Consider the following 15,273-nt stretch of genomic DNA (forward strand, 5'->3'; position numbering starts at 1 on the left):
CGGCATACTTCGTGATCAAAAGCGGACTTTTTGAACAAACTCTCAAAGTTATAGCCCTCAGCCTCGATTTCGATTACTATAGTAGGAGATTATGTTGGGACGATTCTCCAACTATTTAAAGAGGTGACAGTAATGGCATTAATCGATGTTGTCAAATATGATGGTCCTTCCGATGTGTATGCCTGGAAATTCCCGGATCAAGAGTTGGGAACATGGACCCAATTAATCGTTAATCAATCCCAGGAAGCCATCCTGTTTAAAGGCGGCAAAGCGCTGGACAGTTTCGGGCCTGGCCGGCATACGCTAAGCACGGCGAACATTCCTATTCTTAATCATGTCATTAACCTGCCTTTCGGCGGCAAATCTCCTTTCACGGCCGAGGTCTGGTATGTCAACAAAGCCAGCTCGATCGACATTAAGTGGGGAACGAGTACGCCGCTCCAGATTAAAGATCCGAAATACAATATTATCGTTCCGGTGCGCGCATTCGGCCAGTTCGGACTGACCATCGAGGACAGCCGCAAATTTTTGCTCAAGCTGGTCGGCACGATGCAAGAATTTAACAGGGAAGAGTTGAGCCGCCATCTGCGCGGCGTCGTCATGATGAACATTACGGGGATTCTGACGAGTTATTTGATCCAGAAGGGGATCAGCACGCTCGAGATCAACGCGTTCGTACGGGATCTTTCCACGCACGTGGAGCACGAGATTGCGGTGGAGCTCCAGGATTTCGGCATTAAAGTACATAATTTTTACTTTGAAAATATTAACGTGCCCGAGGACGATCCTTCCATCTCTCAACTGCGCAAGGTGCTGAACAAACGTTTGGAGATGGATGTCGTCGGCTATTCGTATCAGCAAGACCGCTCTCTGAGCATATTGGAAGGAGCCGCGAACAACTCCGGCGGCATGCAGCCGTTATTTATGAGCGCCAGAATAGGAGATTCGCTTGGCAACGCATTCGGCCCCCAAATGACGCAAGTGGCAGGAGCCATGGACGTGGCGCCGCCCGGGATATCCTGTTCGGGCTGTCACACGACGAATATGCAAGGCGCGATGTTCTGCAGCGGCTGCGGCAAAAGCTTGACAGCCCCTGCGGCGCCGCCCCCTCTTACGGTGCTTCCGCACAATTGCGACAAATGCGGCAAGCCGCTGGTCGCGGGAGCGAAGTTCTGCGCGCATTGCGGCGACCGATACCATGCCTGTCCGTCTTGCGGTGCCGATACGCCGGAGGGCAGCTCCCACTGCAGGGAGTGCGGAACTTCCCTGCCCAAGCCTTGCGTGAGCTGCAAAGAGACGATTGACGGCAGCGCGCGCTTTTGCAATCATTGCGGCGCCGGGCAAGCGCAAGGAGGATAAGCCGACATGAGGTCCAGGAACTATGCGCCGATAGCGGCGTTTATCATCTTCGTTGCCATAGCCGTCCTTACATTGGTTATCGTATGGACCGCAAGCTCGCTTCCGGAGGGAGATGTGCGGTCACTGGCTGCGCTTTTCGCCTTGCTTCTGGCAGAGACGTCCGCATGGCTGTACGTCTCGCGGCTTCTTCGAGGCGAGCTTCGCTCCTCTATCGCCGCCTTTGCGGCATTCGGCTATGTGGTTGCGGCTTATTGGCTGGGTACCATTATCGTGGCTTTTCTTATGTTTCTGCCGGCCGTGCTCTACTTGGGCATCCAAACATTGCTGCTCGTCGTAGCGGCTCTAGCGGGAGGCATTCTGTATTTGTCGAACAGGCACATCAGCGGCGGCGAGCGCAGGGACGAACGCCGTACCTCCGATTGGAATGAGCTGCTAAGCGACGTTCAGCGAGCCAGAGATATGCTTCAGTTATGGAACGAGGGAGAGCGGCGCATGCTGGCGAAGGAGATGGAACAACTGGTCGACTCTGTCCGCTACAGCGATCCTGCCACCGTGTCCGAGCTTGCCACCGTCGAATACACGCTTCAGATCGATTTGCGTCTGCTAACGGATAAGCTTGAATCCCGAAGCGGAGGGAGCGCCGCCGAGCAAGCGGCCTCCGTTCCCGAGCTGCGCCGCGCCATCGTCGGTCTTAATAATGACATCAAACAAAGAAACCGACAGCTAGCGGCCAGCAAAGGTTAGGAAAGGAGAAACGACGTGCGCGTTCTCGGAGCTATTATGTTTATCATTGGGGTATTGGTTGCCGTAACTATGTTTCTGCCCGTGCTCATATTTATTTTTATTGAAAATGACGACACGGCTTCCACAGTTGTGGCAGCTATTATTTTATTGCTTTTTTTAGGAACCCCGTGTTTTCTGCTTATTTTTTTCGGAGCCCGATTGTTTCGAAGAAAGAGACCCGCAGTTGAAGGTGCTCGTCCCTACGTTCCGGAGCCTCCGATGGCAGCTCAGCCTGCTAGACCGGCACCAGCACCGGCGCCTTCATCCGACTCCTATTCGAGCTACGAACACAGCAATAACGAACCGGATCAAGTGGATGAGTTGTTGGACGCTATAAACAGGCGGGCCAAGGAATTGAATCAACAACGAAAAGCAGCTTCCCGGTCGACTCCGGAGACATCGGCAACTCCGTCTCCTCCCCCTCCCGAGCCTAAGACGGCCGTATGCAAAAACTGCGGCGCTTCCAAAAATGTGGCCGGCGGGGAAAAAGCCGTCTGCGATTATTGCGGAACGGTCCTGAGCTGAATGGCGCTACCTAAGAGAGGAGGGACATCATGCGCGTTTGGGGCACGATTATGTTAACGCTTGGCATTATTATAGGAGCTCTGATTTTTCTTCCTGTATTCATCGGCGTTCTTATTACCGAAAAGGACACGCAAAACGTCAACTATTATTTAACTTTTACGGTTTTATTTTTCGGTGTTCCCTCCCTTCTACTTATTCTGTATGGGAGAAAGCTTCGCCGTAAAGGACGACTCGCGGCAGAAGAAAACTTCCGTCAACAGCAATTGCGAAACGGTTCCTCGGAATACGCTGCATTTGGCGACAGGGAAACGAAAGCTGTACGCCGACCGGCTATGGAGACCATGCAGAACAAACATAACGTTCCGCAAACCGCACCAAAGCTGGTTGTACCGAAAGTAACTGCGCCTCCTAAGACGGTCATATGCCGAAACTGCGGCGCATCCAAAAATATGGTCGTCGGACAAGAAGCAGCCTGCGATTATTGCTCCACCATATTAAAAGCCTAAGGTGAAACGGCTGTCGCCATCCTTTAGCGGCGCAGTAAGTTTCATTTCGAGAATTATAGGTCAAGTATGGGGAAAACTATTAAAAAAGGAGCTTTCCAATAAGTCTCAAAAATAAAAAGGTTGGGCGAGAAAACGCAAGGTTTTCCGCACAACCTTTTTGTGTGCCTGCTTTTTCAGGAAAGTGGCGAGGTTGGTGTCTGCCACTTAACATTCAACCAAAACGGGGGTGTCCAGCATTCCGTTTTCACTGGTTTTTTGGATAGCCATTTTGCCAAGTGCCGGTCTGTTTGGTGAATTGTATATGAATTTTCATACACGTTTGGTCAAGCGCGGCCTGTTTGGTGAATTGTGTATGATTTTTCATACACGTTTGGCCAGATGCCGGCCTGTTTGGTGAATTGTATATGAATTTTCATACATGTTTGGCCAGGAGCCGGCCTATCTGGTGGATTGTGTATGATTTTTCATACACGTTTGGCCAGATGCCGGCCTATCATACACACTTACCCCGGTGAAGCCACTTGTGTTGAATTTTGTATACAAGCCTCCGTATAATCGAGCCATAAGGACAACGGGCTACCTTAAAAGTTCACTTCTCGGACAGCCCCTTCTTCTTATAAGCCCGCAATAATTTCGTACGACCGAACGCGCGCGGCGTGATCGAAGATATGGGCGGCGATCATAATCTCGTCCGCGCCTGTCGCATCGATGTATTGGGACAGCTTCTCCTTCACCGTCGCGGGACTGCCCGCGATGGAGGAGCCCAACTGCTGCTGCAGCATGTATTTCTCCTGCTGCGTCCACAGCGACTCCATATCTTTGACCGGCGGCGGCAACGGTCCCGGTCTCCCTCTGACGAAGCCCAGAAACAGCTGCTGCATGGAGGTAGCCAGATAAGCGGCCTCCTCGTCGGTGTCAGCCGCCACGACGTTTACCGCGACCATCCCATACGGCTCGTCCAGCACGGCTGACGGCTTAAAGGAGCTGCGATACAACTTCATGGCCGGCACGGTATACGTTGGCGAGAAGTGGCCTGCGAATGCAAATGGAAGACCCAATTGCCCCGCCAGCTGCGCGCTGAAATCGCTGGAGCCAAGCAGCCAAATCGGGATGTCGGCGCCTTCGCCCGGGATGGCGCGAACGGCCATCGCTTTCTCGAAGGTCTGCGGGTCCAGAAACGCTCGCAGCTGCTCCAGCTGATCCGGGAAATTGCCGCCATTGGTCCCTCTCTCTCCCCGAAGAGCGGTTGCCGTTAGCTGATCCGTGCCTGGAGCGCGTCCCAGCCCGAGATCGATGCGTCCCGGGAACAGCGCCTCCAGCGTTCCGAATTGCTCGGCAATGACAAGCGGTGCGTGGTTAGGCAGCATAATGCCGCCGGCGCCGACGCGAATATGCGAAGTGCCGCCCGCCACATGGCCGATGACGACTGATGTAGCGGAGCTTGCGATGCTTGGCGAGTTATGATGTTCCGCCAGCCAGTAGCGATTGTAGCCCCAGCTCTCGGCATGCTGCGCCAAATCTAGCGAGTTGCGAAGCGACTCCGCGACCGTCCCGCCTTGCACGATCGGTGCAACGTCCAGAACGGAAAACGGGATGCCATAGGAGGCGTGCGGCTTGTTAGGCTGCGACTGAGGTTCTTTTTTGGCCATTATCATGATCACCTGCTGACTTTAGAATACTGTAATTTTATTATATACAGTTTATGAAGTCAAATTTTCCTTATCAACTTTCCTTACAGGCGGAATCCATGGAGCGAACAGGATCGAAGCGACTATAATGCCCAGCAGAGTGCCGGATATGGACGAAACCACGAACATCCCTAGCTGATTCGCGCTGCCGAAGTAAGTCCATTTAACAATAATGGCGAGAATAGCGACCGCAAAAACCACGCACCAGTACCCCTTTTTCAAGCCTCGCGAGACGGAAGGTTCGAAGGGAACTTCGGCAGAAGCTTTCTTTAATGTTGCAATTATAAATAGGATAATAACGCTAAGGCCAAGCAGCGAGCCTCCGTGCTGCAATAGCTTATATATAGGAAATCCGAGAAGCTCCTCCCTCAGCACTCCCCACCTGGATACGAAAAAACCGGACTGGTGCGTAAAGGTATCCACAAACACATGCGAGAAAAAGCCGATTGCAATGGAAACGAGAAGCTTCAAGATATCCCCGAGATTCCTTAGACGCCATTCACTCTCCCGAATCAAATTCCTCGCTCTACTATCTAATCCGAATCGACTTGGCAGACAAGTCGCCAGCGGCTCTTTGATCAGGTAATGGAAAAGGAGCGCCAAGCCAAAACTGACAGGCAGCGCAAAAAGATAAAGCCCTTCCAGCGAATGCCCGATCGTCTCTCTTGGCTCGAATGCCCAAAAATATTCGAAATCGGGCGACATGCTTCCCAGCACGAGTCCAGTCAAACTAAACAAGCCGGGCTTTACCAGCTTGAGCGGAGCCGCATACAGCGGATGCGCGAACGTAAATGGCATATCATACCTCCCAGGAATGTGATGCCTGTCTCCTTATTGTCCTCTCATTGTACTATAATAGGACTAACTGTTGCGATGGAGAGAAAGTGCCTTTATCCATATCCATTACCGAATGAAGCGTCAAAGGAGAACATCATGTCCGTTTCACTTACTCGAAATCAAATTATAAACCTGTGCGGCCTGGACAACTATGAAAAAGGCGCCGCCTATGCAAGCGAAGGCAAGGTTTCCGTAGAACGCTCCGGCAGCCGTTATTCGGCGACCGTATCGGCCAGTCGTCCTTATGTCGTGCATGTCAGGCTTGGAACGGGCGGCAGCGTCGAACCGGAATGCGGCTGCTTGTCCAGTCTGGCGGAGGATCAGCATTGCAAGCATATTGCCGCAGCGCTTATCTCCATCGTCGAAGCATCGAGGAAAGGCCGGCTTCGTACGAAGCCGGCAGAGAGCGCAGGTGCCAAAATCTATTTGCAAAGCGCCCCGGATCGCGAGCTCGTCGAGCACCTGCTTGGGCTGTTCGGCGAAGATGCCGCCGTACCCGTCAGCTTCGGAAGTCCCTTGCGCGACGACCGGATGGCGCTTAACATCGAATTCGGCATCCTGTTGCTCCCCGCCAAGGACGGCAGGCATACGATCGGCCTGGATATGAAGATCGGGCTGCAGAAGCTTTATCCCGTCCAGCAGGTGGCGGAATTTCTGCGCAGCGTCGAAGAACAACGGGAGTGCCAGACGGCCAAGTCCTTCCGATATACCCCCAAGCAGCATCGCTTCTCTCCCCAGGACGAGCCTGTCATAGAAGCTCTGGTCTCGTCATTAAGAGAGAACGATCGCTACCGCTCCGCCATGGCATCCGGCACTCTCCCCTCACCCGGACAAGAGGAGAGCGAGCGTCTCCTTGTCGTTCCGCCGCATAGCTGGACGAAGCTGCTGACCGCGTTAACCCAAGCCTCCAGCGTAAAAACGGAAGTCTACGACGCTCAAGGCAAAGGCCGTTCCAAGCAATCGACATTCGGCAAGCCTGTGCCAGGTCCTTCGCAAGGCCGATTGCCCTTGCAATTCAGACTCGATCGTTCCCATGAGGATGACGGTTATTCCCTTACGGCCAGCGGCATCAGAGAAGCGATCGTGCTGGAAGCGTACGGAATGGCTTTTATGGGAGGCGTATTCTATCCGCTCCCCTCCGCCCGACTTGTTCAGCTGGCCAAGCTGAAGCGGCTGCTGTTTTCCGGGATCCGCGATACGGCCGACGAAGAGTCGGTAACAATCGCTGCGGAGCAGATCGACCGCTTTATGGACAAGGTCGTGCCCAGCTTAACGAAGCTTGGGGAGCTGCAGCTTGCCCCTGCTGTCGCGGATCGAATCTGGGTACAGCCGCTGAAGGCGCGTCTCTATCTGGATCGGATTCGCGGGAGACTGCTGGCCGGGCTGGAATTTCAGTACGGCGATATCATCATCAACCCGCTTGAGAACGGGGACAAACCCCGCGGATCCGAGCGCATTCTAATGCGAGATTCCGAGAAGGAGAAGGAGATTCTGCGGTTGTTCCAGCAGGAGGGGTTCGTAAAAACAGAAGGCGGATATGTGATGGAGGGGGACGACGACGAATTTCTGTTCCTTCACGAGATCGTCCCGCAACTGGAAGAGCTGTTGACCGTCTATGCAACGACGGCCGTTAAGCTCCGCATCCTTAACGAAACGATCCCGCCCAAGCTGTCGCTTACCTGGGACGAAAAAACGGACTGGCTGGAATTCAAATTCAAGATGGACGGCATCTCCGCGCAGGAGATCAAAGCGGTCGTAGAGGCGGTCGAAGCGAAAAAGCCTTATTACAAGCTGGCGACAGGCGCTTTGCTGCCGCTTAGGACGGAGGCGTTCGAAGCGATGCTGCGCGTCATGAACGGCGTCGGTCTGCATCATCTTGCCCTTCATGGCGATATGGCCAGAGTGCCGATCGGCAAAGCTGCCGCGCTCCTGGATATGCCGGGGTCAGACGCGGTAAAGCTTGGGCGCTCCCTTAAGGAGCTGCTGGACAGCCTGCGCGATCCCGAGCGGCTCGATTTCCCTTTGCCGGAAGCTCTCGGCGGCATCTTGAGAGATTATCAGAAGATCGGCTATCAGTGGATGAAGACGCTCGCCGCCTATCGGTTCGGCGGCATACTGGCCGACGAGATGGGACTCGGCAAGACGATTCAGAGCATCGCCTTCTTGTTGTCCGTCGCGGATGACATCCGTGCCTCCGGCCGGCCGGCTCTGATCGTATGCCCCGCTTCCCTGATGTACAACTGGCGAGGCGAGCTGACGCGATTTGCACCTGGCTTGCGCACGGTTATCGCGGACGGGAGCAAGGAGGAGCGGCTGGACGCCTTGGATTGGACGATTGCAGGCGATGACAGTGGCGGTGGCGGCGTCAGTCGTGGAAAGCCCGTTTTTGACATGGACGGCGAAGGCGACGGAAGGCCTGACGTCGTTATCGTTTCTTACCCGCTCCTGCGGCGGGACTGGGAGACGTATGCCGCGCATTCGTTCCATACGCTCATCCTTGATGAAGCCCAGGCGTTCAAAAACGTAAATACGCAAACGGCCGGAGCCGTACGTTCGCTGAAAGCCGAATACCGCTTCGCCTTGACGGGCACGCCGATCGAAAATCGGCTCGACGAGCTGTGGTCAATCTTCCGGGCCGTATTCCCCGCGCTCTTCCCTGATCCTCGAGGCTTCGGAGAGCTAACCCGCGAGGAAGTCGCGCGACGCAGCCGTCCGTTCCTGATGCGCCGGCTTAAGTCCGAGGTGCTAAAGGAGCTACCCGAGAAGATCGAGACGCTTCAGACCAGCGAACTGCTGCCGGAGCAGAAAAAGCTTTACGCGGCTTATCTCGCCAAGCTGCGCGAGGATTCGCTCAAGCATCTCGACAACGGCGACGAATTCGGCAAAGCCCGTATCCGCATATTGGCGGGCATTACGCGTCTTCGACAGCTATGCTGCCACCCCGCCTTGTTCGTCGAAGGTTATCAAGGCAGCTCGGCCAAGTTCGAGCAGCTTCTGGAGATCGTCGATCAATGCCGCAGCGCGGGCAGACGCGCGCTCGTGTTCTCCCAATTCACGGAGATGCTCGGTTTGATCAGCCGCGAGCTTGGCTACAAGGGCGTACCCTACTTCTACCTGGATGGCAGCACGCCAGCCGCCGAACGCGTCGAGCTATGCAGCCGATTCAACGAAGGGGAACGCGATCTGTTCCTGCTCTCGCTGAAGGCGGGCGGCACGGGGCTTAACCTGACGGGAGCGGATACGGTCATCCTGTACGACCTTTGGTGGAATCCGGCGGTGGAGCAGCAGGCAGCGGACCGCGCGCACCGGATCGGCCAGCGCAATGTCGTTCAGATTATACGTCTCGTCTCCGAAGGAACCGTGGAGGATAAGATGGTGGAGCTTCAGCAGCGCAAGTTAACCCTGATCGACGATGTTTTGTCGCAGGACGGCCTTTCCTCCTCCTCGCTGACGGAAGCGGATCTGCGGGAGCTGTTGTCGCTCGGCAATCGCTAGAAGGTTGCGTCTCTACATTTCGACAGCTTTCCCTTATAATAGACAATAACAGCAACACGAACGGAACGGCCTTACTTCGCAGTTGGGAGGAACGATTGGAATGACTGTCATGCACGATCGCGCGGCTCTGGCCAAAATCACATTACCCACCAGAAGAGGCAGATTCGTGACTCGCGAACGGCTGCTTCAGACTCTTAATCGATCCCTCGCCGGCAAGCTGACGATTGTCTGCGCACCGGCCGGATATGGCAAAACATCGCTTCTCGCAGAATGGGGAATACAAGCCGGACGACCTGTCGCATGGCTCTCGCTGGACGGCGCCGACAATGACAGCAACCGCTTCTGGCGTTGCCTGACGCATGCGCTGGCTGCTTCCGTGGACGATCCTGCCGCAGACCGTTTATATTTGCTCGCGGAGGGAATGAACTCCGTGTCCCGGCTGACCTATATCGATGCTTTGCTGAACGAGCTCGCCCTGGTCTCGCTCCCTCTCCTGTTTATTATCGACGATTATCATGCGATCACAAGCGAGCAGTTGCACGAGCACATCGCTTATTTCATTCAATACATGCCGGATAATCTGCATCTCGCCATAGCAAGCAGGCAGCCGATTCCGTTCCCCACGATGAAGCTTATGATTAGCGGCGAAGCGGCGGAGCTGACCGTCTCCGAATTACGATTTACGCTGGAGGAGACAGAGCTCCTGCTGTGCGACTCCGTCCCTGCCCCTGTCGAGTGCCTCATCGAGCTGTTAGATCGGACTGAGGGCTGGATTACCGGCATGATGCTCGTCCGGGTGATGCTGCGATCCGGTCAGACCATGGAACATGCGCTACGCTCCTTCAAGGGGCACGAGCGCCATGTGTCCGATTATTTATTTCAGGAAGCTGTAGCCTCGCTCCCTATCGAGCTCAAAGACTTCCTGCTGCGCACATCGTTGTTAACAAACTTCGATGCGTCATATTGCAACGAGGTGACCGGCCGGGATGACGGCGATGTCATGCTGGAGCAAATCCATGAGCTGAATTTATTTCTGCTTCCGATCGGCGAGCGTTCCGGTTATTTCCGGTATCATCGACTTTTCTCCGAATTTTTGGCGGAGACGTTCCGGATGGAGCATCCGGAGGAGTGGAGGCGGACGCACGGCAGAGCAAGCGTCTTGTTCGCCAGGCACGGCATGCTTCATGAAGCCATCGACCATGCCTCGTTTGCCGGAGAATATGACAAGATGGAAGAGCTGCTGGGCAGACACATCCCCTATGTCCTGCGCCGCGGCGAACTGGTAACGCTGCTCCGATGGTTCGGCAACTTCCCGGACGATTATTCGCTCTCGCATGAGATGTCGCTGCTCCATGCCTTCGCGCTCGTGCTGACGGGACAGCTTGCGCCGGCGGAGCATCTGCTCCAGCGGTTGGAGCGGGCGCTGGAGCAGGCCGGCGGCTTGCAATCAGAGAACAACGCAGATCTGAAGTCGGGCATCCTGTTCGTCCGATCGAATCTCGTATTCATCAGCGGCGATTATGAGCGTTGGCTGGCATACAGCACTGGCATTTTGGATGAACTTGTCCCGGAGAATCCGCTTTTCTACAACTTTAACTACAACCTCAAGGAGCCTTTCGTCCGTAGAACGGTAATGGGAATGAACGGCGTATTATCGCCGACGACCGAGACGATGGCGGAGCTGTTCAGCGGCACGTTGGATTCCCACGGCTGGGACCGCTCTCTTATCAATCTGTACGTCAAACAATCATTGGCGGAAGGTTACTACGAATGGAACCGGTTGAAGGACAGCCTCAGCCTGTTGAGAGGTATCGAGCAAGCGGTGGCGAGCCGCGGCATTCCCGGTCTGCTCATTCCGCATCGGCTTACCGAAGCATCCATCCATAAGGCGCTCGGGGACATAGCTCAAGCAGAGCAAGTCGTCAAGGATGCGTTGCGATTCGCGTCCGGTCTTGAGGACAAACATTGGCTTATCGCGGTATACGCATACCGGACGAGATTGGAATTATCCATTGGCAGCTTGTCGCAAGCGAAGGATACGGCCAAACATATGTCGGTAACGGCCAAGGAGCTTCCGATATACGCGAAGGAGTACGAATATTTGACGCTTGCCCGCCTGCTGGGACGTCAACGCAAGGAGAAGGAGGCGCTGCGTCTCCTGGACTTATTGAAGCCCCAGGCCAGAAGAGAAGGGCAGTTGAGCAGTCTTGTGGAGCATGCCGTGCTGCATGCCCTCTTCGAATACAAGGTCGGCAACCGGAACTCGGCCTTTGCATCGCTTGAAGAGGCGCTCATAATTGGCGCCGAGAACGGATATATCCGCAGCTTCGCGGATGAAGGAGCGGAGATGACCGAGCTTCTGCATCGCTACAAAGAATACGCCGTCGCTCAAGGCCGCGTCAATTATCCGCGCAGAGGCAGGAAGAACAGCGGAGATGCGCTGCCTGGAGTAACAGGCTCCTACCTGGATGAGCTGATTGCCGCCTGCCCGGCTCCTGTTATCCCGCAGGTCAAGAAAGGACGCGCCTCTAAGGAACCGCTGACGAGCAGCGAGCTCGAGTTGCTGCGCCAGTTGCGTAAAGGAGCCTCCAACAAACAAATCTCCGCCGCCTTGCATCTGTCAGAAGGTACGGTAAAGGTCTATTTGTCCACGCTGTACGGCAAGCTCGGCGTCTCCTCCAGGACGCAGGCGCTGATTGCCGCACAGGAGCGCAAGCTGCTCTAGAACCTGGGGGACGAATGTCGAATAACCCGTTAAGCCGAAGCGTGCTTGCTGCACGTTGCTTAACGGGTTTATTCGTATGCGGCCTGCCTGCTATGTTCGGCGGATCAGGGCCGGGCTGGCTGGGAGGACGAGCGGATGTGTATGAAAAAGCGAGTTCAGTGGGACGCTGGCGGGCGAGGACGAGCGGATGTGTATGTAAAAGCGAGCACAACGGGGCGTTGGCGGGCGAGGACGAGCGGATGTGTATGAAAAAGCGAGTTCATTGGGACGCTGGCGGGCGAGGACGAGCGAATGTGTATGAAAAAGCGTGTTCATTGGGGCCCTGGCGGGCGAGGACGAGTGAATGTGTATGAAAAAGCGAGTTCAGTGGGGCGTTGGCGGGCGAGGACGAGCGAATGTGTATGAAAAAGCGAGTACGATGGGGCGCTGGCGGGCGAGGACGAGCGGATGTGTATGAAAAAGCGAGTTCAGTGGGACGCTGGCGGGCGAGGAAGAGCGAATGTGTATGAAAAAGCGAGTTCATTGGATGGGCCGGGCAGGCCCGGTGCAGCGCATTATAGCGAATTTTTCCGCTATATCGGGCGGATCAGGCCCGGCCTTAACCATTGTAGACTACACAGGGAGCCCGTTGTAGTATACTTTTATGCTTCTTTCGGCGATTCAGGCAACCTACGAGCTCACTCTAGTATAATTCGGCGATACGAGCACCAGTGTGACCAACAAAGCTTACTTTTATGCTTCATTCGGCGGAACGAGACCAACGAAGCTTCCTTTATGCTTCATTAGGCGATACAGGCTACTTGAGCCCATAGGAGTTTAATTCCCGCTATACCTTAACTGTCTGATCAAGTCTGGTGCGGCTCATATTGAAAGCAGCCATCAGCTCCATTAACAGATCAGCCAATTCTTTATAATCGGCAACGATGTGATGGGGCTTATCGTCGCTCTCCGGCTGAGCCCCCCGGTAATTGAACCAGACGACGGTCCAACCCGCGCCCAAGGCGCCGACCACGTCGTTGCGCCAGGAATCGCCTACATAGACACATTGCTCAGGCGTCGTTCCCGTAGCCGCGTTAATTTGGCGAAATAGCCGAATGTCGGGCTTGTCCCACCCCATCTCGCCGGAAATAAAGATACGCTCCGGAGAAACCAACTCATCTAGCCGCATAGCCTCGATTTTGCGCCGCTGGTGGTCTCCTGCTCCATTCGTGATCAATCCTACGGCGATGCCCGATGCCGTCAGCTTGGCAAGCAGCTCCCTCGCGCCCGGGAACATCTCGATGTCATACTGGCAGCCGATATAAGCCGCCTGCACCTCCGTAGCTTCCTCGTCGCTCAACTGAATGCCGAACTCGGCCAAAGTCAACTGAAAACGCCGCCTTCTCATCCCTTCGGTCGCCGCTCCCGCTTCCATCGCTCCTGCGCCGCCCAGCTCTAATGACAACTTGTCGCTATAATATCGGAGCCGGTGATAAGCTTCCTCGAAGGGGAAGTCCGGCCTATCGCTCGTCAAACCTTGTATCGCCTTCCGAAACGGCAGCAGGTGGTCGTACAGCGTATCGTCTACGTCAAAAAATACCGTTGTATGCATAGTAGCGCTTCCCATCTTTCCTTCTTTCCTTTTTTCCTTCTTCTTGTTCCAGTATATCAAATGTCCCTTAATACCGCCCTAACCTCCACTAGCCCGCCTCAATAGCTGAGGCAGGATAGCAAGGAAATATATCCGGTCAACAGAAACGTCCATTACGCAGCTTTCCCGGCCCAGGTTATCAAGCCACAGAAACAGCATTTACGCCGAATCAGGCCAGAAATCCACGGACATCAAGCCGACATAAGCATGGAATACGAGGCTTGCGGCCCCATCGAGGTTGTGCCATAGCTTGGAGACTGTACGCTCCAGCCAATAACCTCCAGTCTCCCCGCAGAGATCTGAGGCACATACAGCAGCCGTATTAACTCGTCGGTTCGGCCAAAAACGTAGGCTTCCCGGACTTGCCGCACCATCGCTTCCGATTCTAAATCTTCCGTTCCCAAAACGTGGCCCTTATCGTATTCGCTATCTTGAAGCAACGCCGTCCTTACGTCCTCAAGCGTACGACGCGCTCTGTGCAGCGCAGCTTTCACTGCTCCTTCGCTTGTATCCAGCAATTCTGCAGTCTCCGCGATGGAGTAACCGAGCGTGTCTCGCAGCATGAATACGGTTCGCTGGATCGGCGACATCAGTCGATAGATCGCGGCGATCGCCCGATCCGCTTCTTCCGTATCCTCCTGAGGCGGCTGACCGCCAGCCTCTTGCAGCTGCCCGATACGTTCCCGCAGCATCCGTCTTCGGCGGCATTCGTCGACCCAGCCGTTCTTGGCTACCCGGATCAGGAACGCCTCCGGATTAACGTGACTCTCTATCTTCCGGCTCTGTATCGCCTTCAGCCATGTCTGCTGCGCGAGGTCCTCCGCATCGGGGATAGAGCCCGTCAGCGATATGCAGTACCGGTACAACGATGCCTGCAGCGCTTCCAGCTCCATACTTGCATCCCGTCTCTCGATCCCTCTATCCGCAATGCCATCTTTGCTTATCATTGTCCAGCCTCCTTCACCCGCTGCAAGCGAAGCGGATATCGTCCTTATGGGGTAAACGAACGAATACGCTTAAAAGTTACTCTCCGCATTATACTTATATCCTATCCCGAACTCGCGTATCCTTCCAGCCCCCTGGATCGTTTACCCGGCGTAATCCAATTCAAACCTACGGGAGGTTACCCTATGAACATTCCAATACCTTACGTCGTCGAGCAGACGAACCGCGGCGAGAGATCGTACGATATTTATTCGAGACTGCTGAAGGACCGCATCGTCTTTGTCGGCTCGGAAATTAACGATGCCGTTGCTAACAGCATCATTGCACAGTTGCTGTTTCTAACGGCGGAAGATCCCGACAAGGATATCCATATGTACATCAACAGTCCGGGCGGTTCGGTGACGGCAGGTCTTGCCATCTATGATACCATGCAATACGTGAAGCCGGAGATTAGCACCATCTGCACGGGTTTCGCCGCTTCCTTCGGCGCCATTCTTCTGCTGGCAGGCCAAAAAGGCAAGCGATTCGCGCTGCCTAATAGCGAGATCATGATTCATCAGCCTCACGGCGGCACCCGGGGACAAGCGAGCGATATCGCCATTACCGCCAGACATATTCTTAACACGAGGGAAAAGCTGAACCGCATTACCGCAGAGCGCACCGGTCAGTCGCTGGAGAGGATCGAGCGGGACATGGACCGAGACTATTACATGTCAGCGGAAGAAGCGGTCGAATACGGCATCATCGACAAGGTGATTATTCAGCGCTAACGCCGTTCCG

Annotated in this window: 11 protein-coding genes; 7 read left to right on the forward strand and 4 right to left on the reverse strand. The window is 54.9% G+C overall.

Annotated features, from left to right (window positions below; translation table 11 throughout):
- Positions 1 to 132 precede the first annotated feature (132 nt).
- The 4 genes from KJW29_RS17390 (at position 133) to KJW29_RS17405 (ending at position 3,173) form a co-directional block, all read left to right on the forward strand.
- Positions 133 to 1,359, forward strand: coding sequence for an SPFH domain-containing protein (locus KJW29_RS17390; protein ID WP_214630725.1), 1,227 nt, complete (start codon positions 133 to 135; stop codon positions 1,357 to 1,359).
- 6 nt (positions 1,360 to 1,365) lie between these two features.
- Positions 1,366 to 2,103 carry a hypothetical protein gene (locus KJW29_RS17395; RefSeq protein ID WP_214630726.1) on the forward strand — a complete coding sequence of 246 codons (738 nt, stop codon included), beginning with the start codon at positions 1,366 to 1,368 and terminating at the stop codon, positions 2,101 to 2,103.
- A gap of 258 nt (positions 2,104 to 2,361) precedes the next feature.
- On the forward strand, positions 2,362 to 2,667 hold the full coding sequence (locus KJW29_RS17400; protein WP_214630727.1) for a hypothetical protein: 306 nt from the start codon (positions 2,362 to 2,364) through the stop codon (positions 2,665 to 2,667).
- A gap of 29 nt (positions 2,668 to 2,696) precedes the next feature.
- Complete coding sequence (locus KJW29_RS17405) at positions 2,697 to 3,173, forward strand: hypothetical protein (protein WP_214630728.1); 477 nt, start codon at positions 2,697 to 2,699, stop codon at positions 3,171 to 3,173.
- A gap of 614 nt (positions 3,174 to 3,787) precedes the next feature.
- Here the strand turns inward: KJW29_RS17405 and KJW29_RS17410 are convergent.
- On the reverse strand, positions 3,788 to 4,822 hold the full coding sequence (locus KJW29_RS17410) for an LLM class flavin-dependent oxidoreductase (RefSeq protein ID WP_214630729.1): 1,035 nt from the start codon (positions 4,820 to 4,822) through the stop codon (positions 3,788 to 3,790).
- A gap of 51 nt (positions 4,823 to 4,873) precedes the next feature.
- Positions 4,874 to 5,659 carry a DUF4184 family protein gene (locus tag KJW29_RS17415; protein WP_214630730.1) on the reverse strand — a complete coding sequence of 262 codons (786 nt, stop codon included), beginning with the start codon at positions 5,657 to 5,659 and terminating at the stop codon, positions 4,874 to 4,876.
- A 135-nt stretch (positions 5,660 to 5,794) separates the two neighbouring features.
- Between KJW29_RS17415 and KJW29_RS17420 the strand changes: the two genes are divergently transcribed.
- Both KJW29_RS17420 and KJW29_RS17425 read left to right on the forward strand, forming a co-directional pair.
- Positions 5,795 to 9,193 carry a DEAD/DEAH box helicase gene (locus tag KJW29_RS17420; protein WP_214630731.1) on the forward strand — a complete coding sequence of 1,133 codons (3,399 nt, stop codon included), beginning with the start codon at positions 5,795 to 5,797 and terminating at the stop codon, positions 9,191 to 9,193.
- 100 nt (positions 9,194 to 9,293) lie between these two features.
- Positions 9,294 to 11,918, forward strand: a complete 2,625-nt coding sequence (locus KJW29_RS17425; protein WP_214630732.1) for a winged helix-turn-helix domain-containing protein — start codon at positions 9,294 to 9,296, stop codon at positions 11,916 to 11,918.
- Between the two features lie 826 nt (positions 11,919 to 12,744).
- Here the strand turns inward: KJW29_RS17425 and KJW29_RS17430 are convergent.
- Positions 12,745 to 13,509: an HAD family hydrolase gene (locus KJW29_RS17430; RefSeq protein WP_246608760.1), complete on the reverse strand. Its 765-nt coding sequence runs from the start codon at positions 13,507 to 13,509 to the stop codon at positions 12,745 to 12,747.
- Positions 13,510 to 13,739: 230 nt separating this feature from the next.
- A complete protein-coding gene (locus KJW29_RS17435) occupies positions 13,740 to 14,495 on the reverse strand; it encodes an RNA polymerase sigma factor (RefSeq protein ID WP_214630734.1) in 756 nt (251 codons plus the stop codon).
- 183 nt (positions 14,496 to 14,678) lie between these two features.
- Between KJW29_RS17435 and clpP the strand changes: the two genes are divergently transcribed.
- On the forward strand, positions 14,679 to 15,263 hold the full coding sequence (clpP, locus tag KJW29_RS17440) for an ATP-dependent Clp endopeptidase proteolytic subunit ClpP (RefSeq protein ID WP_214630735.1): 585 nt from the start codon (positions 14,679 to 14,681) through the stop codon (positions 15,261 to 15,263).
- The last annotated feature ends 10 nt before the right edge of the window (positions 15,264 to 15,273 follow it).

This window comes from Paenibacillus agaridevorans (assembly GCF_018604145.1).
GTDB classification, from domain to species: Bacteria; Bacillota; Bacilli; order Paenibacillales; family Paenibacillaceae; genus Pristimantibacillus; species Pristimantibacillus agaridevorans.